11 protein-coding genes are annotated in these 15,063 nt (G+C 71.7%); 8 read left to right on the top strand and 3 right to left on the bottom strand.

Annotation, left to right across the window (positions count from 1 at the left end):
* The coding region (locus Msi02_RS38210) for an AMP-binding enzyme (protein ID WP_204052649.1) at positions 1–687 on the top strand (687 nt) is incomplete at its 5' end.
* A gap of 114 nt (positions 688–801) precedes the next feature.
* On the opposite strand, the gene Msi02_RS38205 is transcribed toward Msi02_RS38210, so the two are convergent.
* The 3 genes from Msi02_RS38205 to Msi02_RS38195 all read right to left on the bottom strand — a co-directional run bounded on the left by Msi02_RS38205 (position 802) and on the right by Msi02_RS38195 (position 4,586).
* A complete protein-coding gene (locus tag Msi02_RS38205; protein WP_204052648.1) occupies positions 802–2,394 on the bottom strand; it encodes an MFS transporter in 1,593 nt (530 codons plus the stop codon).
* 145 nt (positions 2,395–2,539) lie between these two features.
* Entirely contained in the window at positions 2,540–3,379 is an 840-nt protein-coding gene (locus Msi02_RS38200) for an arylamine N-acetyltransferase family protein (RefSeq protein ID WP_239109136.1), read from the bottom strand.
* Positions 3,380–3,407: 28 nt separating this feature from the next.
* Positions 3,408–4,586, bottom strand: a complete 1,179-nt coding sequence (locus tag Msi02_RS38195; RefSeq protein ID WP_204052647.1) for an acyltransferase family protein — start codon at positions 4,584–4,586, stop codon at positions 3,408–3,410.
* Between the two features lie 309 nt (positions 4,587–4,895).
* On the opposite strand from Msi02_RS38195, the gene Msi02_RS38190 reads away from it, so the two are divergent.
* The 7 genes from Msi02_RS38190 (at position 4,896) to Msi02_RS38160 (ending at position 15,035) form a co-directional block, all read left to right on the top strand.
* Positions 4,896–6,146 (top strand): GNAT family N-acetyltransferase, encoded by a 1,251-nt coding sequence (locus Msi02_RS38190; RefSeq protein WP_143737677.1) that lies wholly within the window; start codon positions 4,896–4,898, stop codon positions 6,144–6,146.
* Between the two features lie 85 nt (positions 6,147–6,231).
* A complete protein-coding gene (locus tag Msi02_RS38185) occupies positions 6,232–8,010 on the top strand; it encodes a non-ribosomal peptide synthetase (RefSeq protein ID WP_204052646.1) in 1,779 nt (592 codons plus the stop codon).
* 13 nt (positions 8,011–8,023) lie between these two features.
* Positions 8,024–9,958 carry a B12-binding domain-containing radical SAM protein gene (locus Msi02_RS38180; protein ID WP_204052645.1) on the top strand — a complete coding sequence of 645 codons (1,935 nt, stop codon included), beginning with the start codon at positions 8,024–8,026 and terminating at the stop codon, positions 9,956–9,958.
* Positions 9,958–11,097 carry an acyl-CoA dehydrogenase family protein gene (locus Msi02_RS38175; protein ID WP_204052644.1) on the top strand — a complete coding sequence of 380 codons (1,140 nt, stop codon included), beginning with the start codon at positions 9,958–9,960 and terminating at the stop codon, positions 11,095–11,097. The genes Msi02_RS38180 and Msi02_RS38175 overlap by 1 nt, the downstream gene beginning before the upstream one ends.
* A 16-nt stretch (positions 11,098–11,113) precedes the next feature.
* Positions 11,114–11,974 carry a thioesterase II family protein gene (locus tag Msi02_RS38170; RefSeq protein WP_204052643.1) on the top strand — a complete coding sequence of 287 codons (861 nt, stop codon included), beginning with the start codon at positions 11,114–11,116 and terminating at the stop codon, positions 11,972–11,974.
* A gap of 60 nt (positions 11,975–12,034) precedes the next feature.
* Positions 12,035–13,594, top strand: coding sequence for an FAD-binding oxidoreductase (locus tag Msi02_RS38165; RefSeq protein ID WP_239109135.1), 1,560 nt, complete (start codon positions 12,035–12,037; stop codon positions 13,592–13,594).
* Positions 13,595–13,772: 178 nt separating this feature from the next.
* Positions 13,773–15,035 (top strand): acyltransferase family protein, encoded by a 1,263-nt coding sequence (locus tag Msi02_RS38160; protein WP_204052642.1) that lies wholly within the window; start codon positions 13,773–13,775, stop codon positions 15,033–15,035.
* Positions 15,036–15,063 lie beyond the last annotated feature (28 nt).

The following is a 15,063-nucleotide window of genomic DNA, read 5'->3' as shown; positions in this document are numbered from 1 at the left end:
GTGTGCATCTCCTCGGGTGAGGCCCTCCCGCTGGAGCTGCACCGCCGGTGGCTGGACACCTTCGGCGTGGAGTTGATCGACGGGATCGGCTCCTCGGAGATGTTCCACGGCTACGTCTGCAACCGTCCCGGCCGGGTGCGCATGGGCAGCCTCGGCGAGGCGGTGCCGGGCTACCGGGTCCGGGTGGTGGACCGCGACGGGAACGAGGTGCCGGACGGCGAGGTCGGCCGTCTGGAGATCACCGGGGAGACCGCGGCGCTCGGATACTGGCGCGAGCCGGACAAGAGCGCCGCCACGTTCGTCGCCGAGCACACCGTCAGGTCGAGCGACCTGTTCAGCCGGGACGCCGACGGCTACTTCCACTACAAGGGCCGCGCCGACGACATGCTCAGGATCGGCGGCAGGTGGGTGGCGCCGGCGGAGGTCGAGAACTGCCTGCTGGCGCACCCGCGGGTGGTCGAGTGCGCCGTCTCCGGCCACGAGGACGGCGGCCTCACCGTCCTGCGCGCCTTCGTGGTGATCGGCGGCGAGGCGACCGGCGGCGAGGTGACGTCCGACGAGCTGCGGGAGTTCGTCAAGGAGCGGCTCGCGCCGTACAAGTGCCCGCGGGAGTTCCGCTTCGTGACCGCGCTGCCGCAGACCTCGAACGGCAAGCTCGACCGCACGACCCTGCGGAATCTGTCCTGACGACGCACCGCCCGGCCGGCGGCTTCCCGCCGCCGGCCGGGCGGCCGTGTGCCCGGTGGTGTCCCAGGTGGCGTCACGGATGGCGTCCCGGCCGCCGGCCGGGACGGACGCCGGTCAGCCGCGCGGCTCCGCCAGGGACGACGCCTGCGCCTCGTCGCCGGACACACCCTGCTGCGCGCCCTGGTCGCGGCCGCCCCGCGCGAGTACGGCGAGGGCGAGGACGGCGAGCGCTACGAAGATCACGGCGCCTGCGGCGGCGACCGTGTTCAGGCCCGCGTCGAAGGCCGAGCGGGCGGCGGCGAGAAGCTCGGCGGCGGCCTGTCCGGGCAGCCGGCCGGCCTCGACCACGGCGGCGGCGATGCCCTCCCGCGCCGCGCCGGCGGAGCCCGCGGGCAGGCCGGGCAGGTCGTCGGGCAGCCGCAGCCGGTAGACGAAGGCGCCGAGGCTGCCCATGATGGCGACGCCGAGCGCGACGCCGAGCTCGCCGCTGGTCTCCATGATCCCCGCGGCGGACCCGGCCTTCTCCGGCGGGGCGGAGCCCATGATCAGGTTGCCGGACAGCGTCATCGGGAGGGCGAGCCCGCCGGAGGTGAGCACGAGCCCGCAGGCCAGCGCGTACGGCTCGCCGGACGTGCCCACCTGGGTGATCACGAGGAGCCCCGCCGCGGAGAGCAGCAGGCCCGCGGCCATCACGTACACGATGGGGAAGCGGCGGGTGAGCATGGGGGCGACGATGGAGCCGGCGACCATCGCCAGGTTGAAGGGGAGCAGCCACAGCCCCGCGGTGAACGGCTGGAGCCCGGCCACCATCTGCAGGTGCATCGAGGACAGCAGGGTGATGCCCGCCATGACGATGCCGCTGATCAGCATGATCGACAGCGAGACGCCGAACCTGCGGTCGCGGAACAGGAGCAGGTCGAGGAGCGGTTCCGCGAGGCCGCGCTGCCGGCGCGCGAAGACCACGCCGACCACCACGCCGGCCAGGACGGCGGCGGCGGGGACCGCGCCCCAGCCGCTCCTGGCCAGCTCCTTGACTCCGTAGGTGAACAGCAGGATCGCGCCGAGCGAGAGCGCGACGCTGGTGAGGTCCAGCCGGCCCGTGCCCGGGCTGTGGTGCTCGGGCAGCAGCAGGGGGCCGGCGACGAGGACCACGACCATGACGGGGACGCCCAGCAGGAAGACCGAGCCCCACCAGAACGAGTGCAGCAGGAGTCCGCCGATGAGCGGCCCGATCGCCATGCCGCCCATGAAGCAGCCGAACCAGATGCCCATGGCCCGCCCCATCTCGTGGGGGTCGCGGAACATGGTGCGCAGCAGGGCCAGGGCCGAGGGCAGCAGCGTGGCCGCCGAGACCCCGATCAGCGCCCGGGCCGCGATGAGCGTGCCGGGATTCTGGGCGAACGCGGCGAACAGCGAGGCCACCCCGAACACGGCGGCGCCGACGAGCAGCAGGCGCCTGCGGCCGATGCGGTCCCCGAGGCCGCCCATCGTCACGAGGAAGCCGGCGGTCATGAACGAGTAGATGTCCATGATCCACAATTGCTGGGAGGCGCTCGCCCCGAGATCGGCGGTCAGCTCCGGCAGCGCGAGATAGAGCACGCTGATGTCGAGTGACAGCAGCAGGGTGGCCAGGGCCAGGACGGCGAGCCCGATCCACTCTCTCCGTCCGGCCCGGCTGCCGGCGCTGCCTTCGGCGGTCGTGTCCATGGGAACGCCCTTCCGCTAGCGGTATTCCGGGAGTGTTTTTCCGCCGCAGCATAGTGCCGAATGCGCCGGGACGTTTCTCGCAGAATGCCGAAATGTGGAAGGGGAGGTTTCGCTCCTCCTTATCGACGGTAGTGTGTTGTCCCTTTCAGACCGACATTTCCTGATTTGTTTCTTCGGCTCGCGCAGGCGAAACGGGCAGGGGCGGCAGTTCGTCGAGTTCGATGCCGAACCAGGCGCGGTAGGCCTGGCGCAGTTCCTCCTCCCCGTCGAGCACCGTCCGCACCCGCCGCCCGTTCTCCCGCAGGGTGAGGGTGTCCCCGCTCAGCGTGACCCTGCCGCCGGGGGTGGGCAGGGTGCAGTAGAGGTGGGTCACGTGCGGGGAATCGGGGGCGTTGTAGTGCCACCAGCACATGGGGTGGAAGTCCTCCGCCGCCCGGGGCCGCGTCTCAAACCGGTACTGCAGGACGTCGTCGCGGAACAGGTCGAGGTCGCCGTACGGCGCCTCGGCGAGCCGGAACACGCCCTGCGGGTCCTGCTGCGGCCCCCGGGAGCCGAACCGCAGCGGGTGCCGGGCCCCCCGGCCGTAGCCGACGTCCGCCAGCCACTGACCGGGGGAGTCCGCGGTCGTCACCAAGAGCAGCATGTGGCCGAACACCGGGCCGAGCACGCCGCCGTCGGACACCCGGCCGGCGAGCATGGTGACCTCGTACCCCAGGGCCCGCAGCAGCGCGGCGAAGGCGCCGTTGAGCTCGTAGCAGATGCCGCCCCGTCGCCTGTGCACGATCTTGTCGATCGCCCGCAGGCCGGTGGCGTGCGGGCGGCGCAGGTGGACGTCGACGGTCTCGAACGGCACCGTCATCACGTGCCGTTCGTGCAGCTCGCGCAGGGCGGCGGCGGTCGGCCGCGCGGGGCGTGCCGCGCCGATACGCCGCAGGTACGCCGCCACGGTCGCGTCGTCGAGCACGGGCTCCGGGAAGTCGGTCATGCCATGGCCTCCTTCGGTCGGCTGCGGGTCAGTTGCGCGCGGGCAGGTCGGCGGGCACGGCGGGGGGCGCCGGGCGGCGGCGCGGCGAGGCGAAGCGCCGCATGAGAGGCTGCTCCACCAGCGTGAACAGCGCCCAGGACAGCGCGAGCACGACGCCGAACAGCAGGACGAGCACGCCTGCCGCGACCGGGGTGGACCAGCTCTTGCCGGGGCCGAGCCACAGGTGGCCGTAGGTCAGCACCATCTGCTGCCACAGGTAGAAGGCGAACGAGATCTCCCCGAGGCGGATCCAGAGCCGCCCGGACAGCCCCGTACGCCGGCCCGCCACGTCGGCGGCGGCGCCCGCGGCGACGAGGAGGCCGAGCGGCACCACCATGACGGCCGTCAGCGTGTAGGTCGTCGGGAACAGCGGCGCGACGGCGTACGCCGCGACCGCGAGAACGGCCGCACCGCCGAGGCCGAGCGGAAGCCGCCGGCCGGTCATGACGATGCGGGCCAGGATGATCCCGAACACGAAGTCCAGCATCCGCACGGGCGGGAACTGGTAGATGATCCAGAAGTCGTACGCCGGGATCTCGACCATGGGCAGCACCGGTTCGCGGGGCAGCAGGCTCGACGCGACCGGGACCAGGAAGATCGCCACGGCCACCCCGGCGGCCCACGCCCACAGCCGCTCCGGCCTTATCCGGCTCAGCGGCCGCATCAGCAGCGGGAAGGCGAGGTAGAACAGCAGCTCGCACGACAGCGACCAGGTGACGCCGTTGAGGCTGCCGCGGATCTCGAGCTGCGGGAACCACGACTGCACCAGGAGCAGGTTGTACAGCGCGTGCCAGTGGTCGACCGCGACCTTCGACACCAGGGTCAGCAGGACGAACGCGACGACCATGGTGACCAGGTGGTTGGGGTAGATCTTGACGAGCCTGCGCCGCCAGAAGCGCCGCGCCGGCTGCCCGGGCCGGTACGACCAGGCGAGCACGAAGCCGCTGAGCACGAAGAAGAATCCGACCCCGGCCCAGCCGCCCTGGGTGAAGACGGCGCTGAACGTCTTCTGGGCCCCGGGCTCCGCGAAGAGCTGCTGCACGGTGGCGTGGAAGAGGAAGACCAGCGCCGCCGCGATGAAGCGCATCCCCGTGAGCGTGGGCAGCCGGGAGGGCGGGGGCGCGGGCGCGGCGGGAGGACTGTTCGCGGGCTGAGCTGAGGATGTCATCGACAGGCTCCTTTACGTCATCGCGTCATCCCTGTAAGAATTCATCGAAAGCGGTGATGTCGCGCCCGTAATCGGTGACGGGCCGGATACGCATGCGCCATCCGCCGGATCGATGCCCGTACCGTGCCACCTTCCGGCGGGCGCGGCTTCTTTTCTCTTGCTGATTTTCCTCCGGCCGCCATATATCCGACGGCAATACAGGAGATGCGTCGCGTTCCGGCCGCGGGTGACCATACGACAAGTGATCGACACCATTCGTCAAACGTGTCGATAAACAACCCGGAAAAGCCAAGGCCGGAGGCCAGCCAAATGACGAGTAACAACTCCGCGGAGACCGGGGCCGGCGGGATCACGATCGAGGTGCCGACGTCCGACGACTGGGACGGCATCTACCGGATGTTCTCCGCGGCCATCAACATCGACGGGGACCCCATGTCCTCGGCGGCGGAGCGTGAGCTGTTCGAACCCGACCGCTCGCTCGTCGCCCGCCGCGACGGTGAGATCGTCGGCACACTGGGCTGCACCACCCGGAACATCGCGGTGCCGGGCGGTGTCGTCCCCGCCGCCCACGGCTGCCGCGGCGCGGTCTCGCCCACGGCCCGGCGGCAGGGCGTGCTGACCCGGATGATGCGCAGGCACTTCGAGGACGCCCGGGCCCTGGGCGAGCCGATCGCCCTGTGCTGGGCGAGCGAGGGGCGCATCTACCACCGCTACGGCTACGGCCTGGCCATCCGCAGGCTCGGGCTGAACATCGAGACCCGCGAGGTCGCCATCCCCCGCGGCGCCGCCAGGGGCAGACTGGTCGAGGCTTCCCCCGCGGACGTCAGGGACGACCTGGTGAAGCTGTACGACCAGGTCCAGGCCCAGCGTCCCGGGTGGTCGGAGCGCTCCGCCAAGCACTGGGACTACCTGCTGGCCGAACTGCCCGCCTTCCGCGCCGGGGCCACCGCGCTGCGGGCCATCGTGCACGAGGGCGACCACGGCTTCGACGGCTACGCGCTGTGGCGGGCGACCGGCGCGTGGACCGAGTCCGGGCCGTGCGGCGAGGTGCGCGTCGTGGAGGTCGTGGCGACGACGCCGCAGGCCTACACCGACCTGTGGACCTTCCTGCTCACCGTCGACCTCACCCGGTCGGCGCAGGTGTGGTCGTGCTCGGTGGACGAGCCGCTGTTCTACTGGGTCGGCGAGCCCCGCCGGATGTCCGCCCGGATGAACGACGGCATGTTCATCCGGATCGTGGACCTGCCCGCCGCGCTCGCGGCCCGCCGTTACGCGGCACCCGTCGACGTCGTGATCGAGGTCGAGGACGCGTTCATGCCGGTCAACGCCGGCCGCTGGCGCCTGACCGGATCGCCCGACTCGGCGTCCTGCGTCGCCACCACCGACGAGCCCGACCTCGTCTGCGACATCCGGGCACTGGGCGCGGCCTACCTCGGCGGCGCGTCGCTGACGTCCCTCGCGGGAGCGGAGCTGGTCCGGGAGACGCGGCCCGGCGCCCTGGCGGCCGCGGACGTCGCCTTCCGGTGGCCGCAGGCTCCCTCCGCGTTCGAAATCTTCTGACCTCGTCCCAGCGCCACGGCCTCCGCCGTACCGGATCGGGGCGGAGGCCTTTCTCACAGCGGGGAACCGGAACCTGGAGGAAGAATTGACCGAGGCGAGTATCGCAGTGCGCGGTGCCTACACCAGCGTTCCCTCGCGCATCGCGTGGTGGGCGCAGGTGCAGCCGCAGCGGCCGGCCATCGTGCACGCCGGCACCGTCGTCACCTATGCCGAGCTCTACGACCGCGCTCGTCGCCTCGCGGCGGTCCTGCGCACCCGGGGGGTCACGCCCGGCACGTTCGTGGCCCTGGCCCTGGAACGCTCGCCCGACCTTGTCGTGGCCGCCCTGGGCGTGCTGCTCGCCGGCGGGGCCTACGTCGGGACCGACGTGGACGAGCCGGAGCCCCGGCTGAACGCCATCCTCGCCGACTCCGGCGCGTCCCTGGTGCTGACGCGGGCGGCCAGGGCGGACCGCTTCGCCGGCGGCCCGGTGCCCGCGCTCCCGGTGGAGGAGGCCCTCGCGGAGGAGGCGGTCGCCGACGAGGTCGCCGAGGCGCTGCCCTCCGACGCGTTCTACGTCGTCTACACCTCCGGTTCCACGGGCAGTCCGAAGGGCGTGGTGGTCGCGCACGAGGGCGTCTCCAACCTGGTCGCCTGGTACCACCAGGCGTTCGAGGTGCGCCCGAGCGACCGGATGACGCAGCTCGCCCGGCCCTCCTTCGACGCCTGGGCGCTGGAGGTGTGGCCGTGCCTGAGCGGTGGCGCCACGCTCTGCCTCGTCGAGACCAGGCTGCCGGAGTCGCCCCTGGACTTCGTCCGCTGGCTGGCCGCCGAGCGGATCACCGTCTGCTTCCTCACCACCGCGCTCGCCGTCGAGATGCTGGACCAGCCGTGGGCGAGCCACGGCGCCGCACTGCGGGTGATGCTCACGGGCGGCGAGAAGCTGCACCGTCACCCCCCGAGGGGGCTGCCGTTCCGGCTCTACAACCTCTACGGGCCGACCGAGACGACCGTCGTGGCCACCTGGACCGAGGTGCCGCCCCGCGCGTCCGGCGACGACCAGGCCCCGCCGATCGGCCGTCCGCTGCCGGGGCTGCACGCGTACGTCCTGGACGCCGAGCGCCGTCCCGTGCCGCCGGGCACGGTCGGCGAACTGCACGTCGGCGGGGTCGGCGTGGCGCGGGGCTACCTGAACCGCCCCGAGCTCACGGCCGAGCGCTTCCTGCCCGACCCGTTCGTCCCCGAGGCCGACGCGCGCATGTACGCCACCGGCGACCTGGTGCGCGAGCTGCCCGACGGCGCGCTCGACTTCGTCGGCCGCGCCGACGACCAGGTGAAGCTGCGCGGCTTCCGCATCGAGCTGGGCGAGGTCGAGACGGCGCTGAACCGGCTCGCCGGGGTGCGCGAGGCCGTGGTCGTCCTGCACGAGCGGGGCGACCGGCTCGTCGGGTACGTCGTGCCCGAGGATCCGGGCAACCCGCCGGAAGCCGGGGAGCTGCGCCGCGAGCTGGGCCTGCGGGTGCCGGACTACATGGTGCCGCACACCGTGACGCTGCTGGAGGCGCTGCCGCTGACGCCGCACGGCAAGGCGGACCGCAAGGCGCTGGCCGGGCGCCCGCTGCCGGTCGGCCGGGGCACCGACGGCGACCAGCAGTTCCGGACCGACACCGAGCGGGTGCTCGCCGAGCTGTGGTGCGAGGTGCTGGAGGTCAGCTCGGTGGGCCGCGAGGACAGTTTCTTCGAGCTGGGCGGCGACTCGCTGCACGCCATGCGCCTGGCCAACCGGGCCAGGGAACGCGGGATCCGCCTGGGCGCCGACGACCTGTTCGAGTTCGACGTGCTGCACGAGCTGGCCGCGTCGATGAACGCGGCGGCGGACGGGTGAGGGGGCGGCGGCGATGAAAGTGGTGCTGCTGGAGCTGTCGGCCTACCCCAACACCCTGCCGCTGGCCTCGGGCTACCTGCAGGCGTACGCGCAGCAGGACGAGCGCGTGGCGGAGAACTGGGACTTCACGATCCACGCGGTCGCGGCGAACACCCCGACACAGGAGATCGTGGCCGCGCTCGCCGGCATGGAAGCCGACGCGTACGGGCTGAGCTGCTACCTGTGGAACATGCGCCGGATGAAGGAGGTGCTCGACGAGCTGGTCCGTCTCCGCCCCGGCGCCCACTTCATCCTCGGCGGGCCGCAGGTGATGAACCATGCCACCGAGTACGTGCCCCGCGAGTGGGAGCACGTGCTGGTGTGCAACAGCGAGGGCGAGCAGCCGTTCACCGCGTTCCTGCGGGAGCTGAGCGACCACGGCGGCGACGGGCCGGACTTCCGCCGCGTCCCCGGAGTGAGCTTCTGGTCCGGGGGCGAGCTGGTGACGACGGACAAGCCGCCCCGCATCAAGGACCTGGACGAGATCCCCTCGCCGTTCGCCGCCGGGATCTTCGACGGCGGCGAGTACACCTTCGCCGTCGTCGAGACCAACCGGGGCTGCCCCTTCCGCTGCTCGTACTGCTACTGGGGTGCGGCGACCAACGACAAAGTGCACCGCTGGGAGCTGGACCGGGTCAAGGCGGACCTGACCTGGATCAGCGAGCACGGCATCGAGAGCATCTTCCTCGCCGACGCCAACTGGGGCGCGCTGCCCCGGGACGTGGAGCTGACCCGGCACATCGTCGAGTGCAAGGAGCGCAACGGCTACCCGCTGATGGTCGCCATCCAGGCGGCGAAGAACCGGCCGGACCGGGTCACCGAGATCACCGAGATCCTGGTCGAGGGCGGCATGCTGACCAGCCAGCCGGTGTCCCTGCAGACGACCAGCCCTCAGGCGCTCGAGATGGTCCAGCGGTCCAACATCAAGGAGTCCACCTATGTGGAGCTCCAGCTCAAGCTGAAGGACAAGCAGATCAGCTCCTACACCGAGCTCATCTGGCCGCTGCCCGGCGAGACGCTGCAGTCGTTCCGGGAGGGCATCGGCAAGCTGTGCGCCACCGGCGCCGACGCGATCGTCGCCTATCCGCAGCTGCTCCTGCGCAACACCCCGATGTACGAGCGGCGCGAGGAGCTGGGCGTGGTCACCGTCCGGGTGGACGACCCGGTGGCCGAGGCGGACGTCGTGGTGGGCACCAACTGGGTCACCCGGGAGGAGTTCCAGGAGGGCGTCTGGTTCTACTACGCGGTGATCAGCCTCTACAACGCGCGCTCCGCCTTCTACGTCGCGCGTGAGCTGCACCGGTCCGGCGCCTGCTCCTACACCGAGTTCCTGACCAGGGCCGCTGATTACTACAAGCGGCGCACCGACACCGAGATCTGCCGCTTCTTCGCGGATTCGGTCGCCACCCTCGGCAACTACGACATCAACAACATCGGCAAGGTGCTGCACTACGTGTTGCACTCGCACCGGGGCGAGATGGACCGGCTGCTGGAGGGGTTCCTCGACGAGCAGGGCTGGCTGGCCGACCCCCGGGTGCGGCTGGCCTTCGAGCTCGACCTGCTGGCCCGCCCGTACGTCTACCGCGAGGCGGTGGCCGAGCCCGTCGTGGAGCTGCGGCACCTGCGCCTGCTGTCGCGCGAGCGCTTCCGCCTCACGGCGGAGCTGCCCGCGGAGGCGGCCGAGCTGCTCGCGTCGTACGAGAACGTTGCCGGCCTGGACGGCGCGGAGGCCGGCATCGGGCCGGTACGCATGCGGATCGACCACCTGGGCCGGCGCAAGATGCCCTATCCCAAGCAGCGCAGCATCGACCACAACGCCGCCTACTGCCAGGCGATGATGAACCGGCTCAAGGACATCCTTCCGTCGTGGACGCCGGTGGTGCCCGACGCGGTCGCCGGAGTCCCCTGATGCGGCGCGAGGTGTTCACCGCCGAGCACGACGCCTTCCGCGACCTCGTCCGGACGTTCGTGAGCAAGGAGATCCTCCCCTCGTACACCCGATGGGAGGAGCAGGGAAGCGTCGACCGGTCGGTGTGGCGCAGGGCCGGGGAGCACGGCCTGCTCGGCATGGACGTCGACGCCGAGTACGGCGGCGGCGGCGACCCGGACTACCGCCACCACGTCATCGTGGCGGAGGAGCTGGCCCGCGCCGGGGTGTACGCCCCGGCGCTGTCGCTGCACAACGAGATCGGCGGCCTCTACCTGCGCACCCTCGCCACCGAGGAGCAGCGGCGGCGCTGGCTGCCCGGGTTCTGCTCGGGGGAGCTGGTGACGGCCATCGCGATCACCGAGCCCGACGCGGGCAGCGACGTGCAGCGCATGCGCACCAGGGCGGAGCGCCGCGGCGACCGGTATGTGCTCAACGGCCAGAAGACCTTCATCTCCAACGGGGCGACCGCCGATCTCGTCCTGGTGGTCGCCAGGACCCCGGGCGGGCGGGGCGCGCCGGGCGCCAGCGTGCTCGTCGTGGAGCCCGGCATGGCCGGTTTCTCCCGCGGCCGCAAGCTTGACAAGATCGGCATGCGGGCGATGGACACGGTCGAGCTGTTCTTCGACGACGTGGAGGTCCCCGCCGAGAACCTGCTCGGCCGTGAGGGCAGGGCGTTCGCGTACATGATGCGCACGCTCCGCCAGGAGCGCATGATGATCGCGGTGGGGGCGCTGGCCGCCGCGGAGCGGATCTTCGAGGAGACGCTGGACTACTGCCGCCGGCGCGAGGTGTTCGGCCGGCCCGTCGGGCGTCACCAGTACAACCGCTTCGTGCTGGCGGAGCTGGCCACCGCGCTGGCCGTCGCCCGCGCCTTCACCGACCGGTGCGTGGCCGGGCACGCCGCCGGCGAACTGGGCGCCGAGGAGGCGGCGATGGCCAAGTGGTGGAACACCGAGCTGTGCCAGAAGGTGGTGGACCGCTGCCTCCAGATGCACGGGGGCTACGGGGTGATCAGGGAGTTCCCGGTGGCCAGGGCGTTCGTCGACACCCGGGTGCAGACCATCTACGGCGGCACCACCGAGGTCATGAAGGAGATGATCGGCCACTCGCTGATCTGAGCAGCCGAAGGCGGCGATGGTGAACCGTTCCTCGTGGTATCTGGCATTCGAACCCCGGCCGCGGGCGCGGGCGCGCCTGTACTGCCTGCCCTGCGCGGGCGGCGGCGCGTCCATGTTCCGCCTGTGGCCCAGGCACCTGCCGCCCTGGGTGGAGGTGCGGGCGGTGACCCTGCCCGGCCGCCAGGCCCGTCGCCGGCAGCCGGCGTTCACCGACTGCGACGAGGCCGCCCGGTGGCTGGCGGAATCGCTGGCCGAGACCCTGGCCGAGGAGGCCGCGCAGACGCCGGGCGGGCCGCTGCCGTACGCCCTGTTCGGGCACAGCATGGGCGGGATGCTCGGCTACCGCCTGACCCGGCTGCTTCTGGCGGAGGGCGGGGCGCCGCCGCCCGCCCTGCTCGCCGTCGCCTCCTGGCCGGTCCGCGGCGCGACGGCGGCGGGTCTGCCCGACCCGGACGACTCCGACGACGGCTTCCTCGCCGCGCTCGGGGCTCTCGGCGGGCTGCCGCCCGAGGTGGCGGACGACCCGGCGATGCTGGCGCTGACCCTCCCCGTCGCCCGGGCCGACTTCACCCTGTGCCGGTCGTACGCGTACCGGGACGAGCCGCCCCTACCGGTGCCCGTCGCCGTCTTCGGCGGCACGGAGGACCTGGTGGCGCCGCCCGTGAGCCTGGAGGAGTGGCGCGACCACACCGAGGACTTCCTCGGCACCCGGCTGTACGAGGGCGGCCACTTCTTCCTGCGCGAGCATCTGGCGCCGCTGGCCGCGTCCCTGACGGCCGCCCTGACCGGAGTCCTCGGCCGCGGCGTCCGCGCGGGCTCCGCACGGTGGGAGATGCCGTGGACGGCGTCGCGGTCGCAGGCTTGTGTGGCCGATTGACCGTATTGACCGTGACGACCGAGCGGTGCCCGTACGGCCACCGCTCCTGGAGGTGCGACCGTGACCGATGCGATGGAAGGCCTGGCGGGCCTGACGGCCGCCGACCTCTTCGGCGGGGCCCGCGCCGGCCGCCTGCCGGCGACCGTCATCACCCCCGAGGACCCGCGTTACGAGAGCATGCTGCGGGGCATGAACCACCGCTTCGTCCCACGGCCCGACTACGTACGGGTGACGAGCACGACCGAGCAGGTCGTGGCGGCGGTGGGCGAGGCCGTCGCGGCGGGCAAGCGCGTCACGGTGCGCAGCGGCGGGCACTGCTTCGAGGACTTCACCGCCTCGCCGGACGTCGAGGTCCTGCTGGACATGTCTGAGATGACCGACGTCTACTTCGACGAGGAGCGGCGCGCGTTCGCGATCGAGCCGGGCGCCACGCTGGGTCACGTCTACCGGGCGCTCTTCAAGGGCTGGGGGGTCACCATCCCGGCCGGGGAGTGCACCGAGGTCGGCGTCGGCGGTCACCTCGCCGGCGGCGGGTACGGACCGCTGTCGCGCAGGTACGGCTCCATCGTCGACTACCTCCACGCCGTCGAGGTCGTGGTCGTCGACGAGGACGGCACCGCGCGGGCCGTGGTCGCGACCGCCGATCCCGGCGACCCGAACCGGGACCTGTGGTGGGCGCACACCGGCGGCGGGGGCGGCAACTTCGGAGTGGTCACCCGCTACTGGCTGCGCACGCCGGGCGTCACGTCGGACGACCCCGCGCTGCTGCTGCCCCGGGCGCCCGGCCGCTGGCGGGTCGGCTTCATGATGTGGACCTGGGACGGGATGACCGAGGAGGCGTTCGCGAAGATCCTGCGCAACTTCGGCACCTGGTACGAGCGCAACAGCGCCCCCGGCTCCGCGGAGGCGAACCTGTTCGGGTTCTTCGAGGGACTGGGCCGCACCGGGCACGTGATGGTGGGCGCGTCGGTGGACGACGACGTGCCGGGCGCCGAGGAACTGGTGGCCGGCTACCTCGACGCCATCGCCGAGGGGGTGGGCCTGGAGCCGGCGCACCGCGGGCAGCAGGTGCAGCCGTGGCTGTACTCCGCCTCCTACCCGGGCCACGGCGACCCCGGCAACGAGCACACCCGGCGTCTCAAGATCAAGGCCGGCTATCTGCGCAAGGGGTACACCGACCGGCAGATCTCGGTCATCTACCGCTACCTCAGCACCCAGGACTACGTGCCCGCCGTCATCGTGGTCGGGTACGGCGGCCAGGTGAACACCGTCGCGCCGCACGAGACGGCCGTCGCCCAGCGCGACTCCATCCTCAAGGCCGTCTACCTGTCGGTGTGGGGCAACGAGGCCGAGGACGAGGCGCAGATCGCCCGCCTCCGCGAGTTCTACCGCGAGGTCTACGCCGACACCGGCGGCGTGCCGGTGCCCGGAGAGGTCAGCGACGGCTCCTACATCAACTACCCGGACGCCGACCTGGCCGACCCCGAGTGGAACACCTCCGGCGTGCCCTGGCACACCCTGTACTACAAGGACAACTACCCCCGGCTGCAGGCCGTCAAGAAGCGCTACGACCCGCTGAACGTCTTCCGCCACGCCCTGTCGGTGCGACCGGCCGACTGAGCCGTACGGAACCGGCCCCGAAGACCCGCCCCGGCGGGAAAGCGCGACCGGCGTTTTTCCCCTTCCGCGCCTGATTCCCGCTTTCCCGCCGGTGGGCGTTTTTCGGCAATCGAGAAGATGCGGGGGGTCGGGGCCGGGATCAAGCTGGGTGAAGTCGTTCATACCAGAAGGAAGGGCCATGGCAACAGATATCGCCAGCGGATCCAGTGCGGACGCGCGGGGTTCCGCGCCCGCGCCTTCCCGAGTCAAGCGCCAATACTTCGCCGAGCTCCAGGGAATTCGCGCGCTCGCCGTGCTCGCGGTCATCACCATTCACAGCGCTTTCACCGCGGGCCAGATCGGTTTCATGGGCAAGCCCGGCAACGGCTTTTTCGCCATCATCCTGGAGAGGGTCACCCGGGAGTCCCTGCCGATCCTCTTCGCGCTGTCCGGGTTCCTGCTCTACCGCCCGTTCGTCCTGGCGACCATGGCGGGGGCCCCCAAGCCCGACCTGAAGTCGTACGCCTGGCGGCGCGTGCTGCGCATCGGCCCCGCCTACTGGCTGCTGGCCGTCGTCATGCTGCTGACCCTCGGCCGCGAGCAGGTCACCGGCGTGTGGTACGTCCTGCGGGTGCTGGTCATGCAGCACGTCTACCAGGCCGGCGCGATCCCGACCGGCATGGAGTCGACGTGGAGCATGGCCACGGAGACCTTGTTCTACGCGCTCCTGCCGATCTTCGCCTGGCTGTTCGCCCGCTTCGCGCGCGGCGCGTCCGGCCCGGCCGGGCAGGCCCGCCGTCTCCTCGTGGGGGTCGCCCTCATCGCGCTCGTCGCGTACGCCTTCAGCGCCTACAGCCACCTGCCGTCCCTCGGTCCCTGGCCGGTCCAGGGCAACTGGCCCATCGGCTGGTTCGGCTACCTGGCGGTCGGCATGGCGCTGGCGGTGCTGTCCGCCGCGGCGGAGACGTCGCCGGACGGGATGCTCGCGCCGTACCGCCTGATCGCCAGGCACCAGGGGGCCACCTGGGCCGTGGCGGCGGTCGTGATCCTGCTGTTCTGCTTCTCGCCGGTGGGCGGCCAGGGCACCTCCGACTACCCGACCCTGGCGCAGGTGATGTTCGACCAGCCGATCGACCTGCTGATCGTCTTCCTGCTCCTGGCCCCGCTGACCGTGCCGGGGGAGCGCTCGAAGTTCATCGCGGCCACGATGACCTGGCGGCCCCTGCAGTTCATCGGGAAGGTCTCGTACGGCATGTTCCTCTGGCACATCCCGATGATCTACTTCTACAACGGCAGCATGGTCGGCGGGTCGAACTTCCCGCGCACGCTGCTGGTCGTCGTCGCGGGCAGCTTCCTGGCCGCGGTGGTGAGCTACTACCTCGTGGAGCGGCCGGCGCTGAACCTGCGCAACCGGTTCGGCAAGGCCTCGCGCGAGCCGAGCACGCCGGTTCTGGTGCGCTGAGCGCGCCGTTCGAGCGGGCCTTCGACGC

It is taken from the genome of Microbispora siamensis (assembly GCF_016863095.1).
Classification (GTDB): domain Bacteria; phylum Actinomycetota; class Actinomycetes; order Streptosporangiales; family Streptosporangiaceae; genus Microbispora; species Microbispora siamensis.
This window is presented reverse-complemented; position numbering and strand designations above follow the sequence as displayed.

Coding starts and splice junctions, on each gene's coding strand:
- Msi02_RS38205 (WP_204052648.1), bottom strand. CDS start 2,394: ATGGACACGACCGCCGAAGGCAGCGCCGGCAGCCGGGCCGGACGGAGA.
- Msi02_RS38200 (WP_239109136.1), bottom strand. CDS start 3,379: ATGACCGACTTCCCGGAGCCCGTGCTCGACGACGCGACCGTGGCGGCG.
- Msi02_RS38195 (WP_204052647.1), bottom strand. CDS start 4,586: ATGACATCCTCAGCTCAGCCCGCGAACAGTCCTCCCGCCGCGCCCGCG.
- Msi02_RS38190 (WP_143737677.1), top strand. CDS start 4,896: ATGACGAGTAACAACTCCGCGGAGACCGGGGCCGGCGGGATCACGATC.
- Msi02_RS38180 (WP_204052645.1), top strand. CDS start 8,024: ATGAAAGTGGTGCTGCTGGAGCTGTCGGCCTACCCCAACACCCTGCCG.
- Msi02_RS38175 (WP_204052644.1), top strand. CDS start 9,958: ATGCGGCGCGAGGTGTTCACCGCCGAGCACGACGCCTTCCGCGACCTC.
- Msi02_RS38170 (WP_204052643.1), top strand. CDS start 11,114: ATGGTGAACCGTTCCTCGTGGTATCTGGCATTCGAACCCCGGCCGCGG.
- Msi02_RS38160 (WP_204052642.1), top strand. CDS start 13,773: ATGGCAACAGATATCGCCAGCGGATCCAGTGCGGACGCGCGGGGTTCC.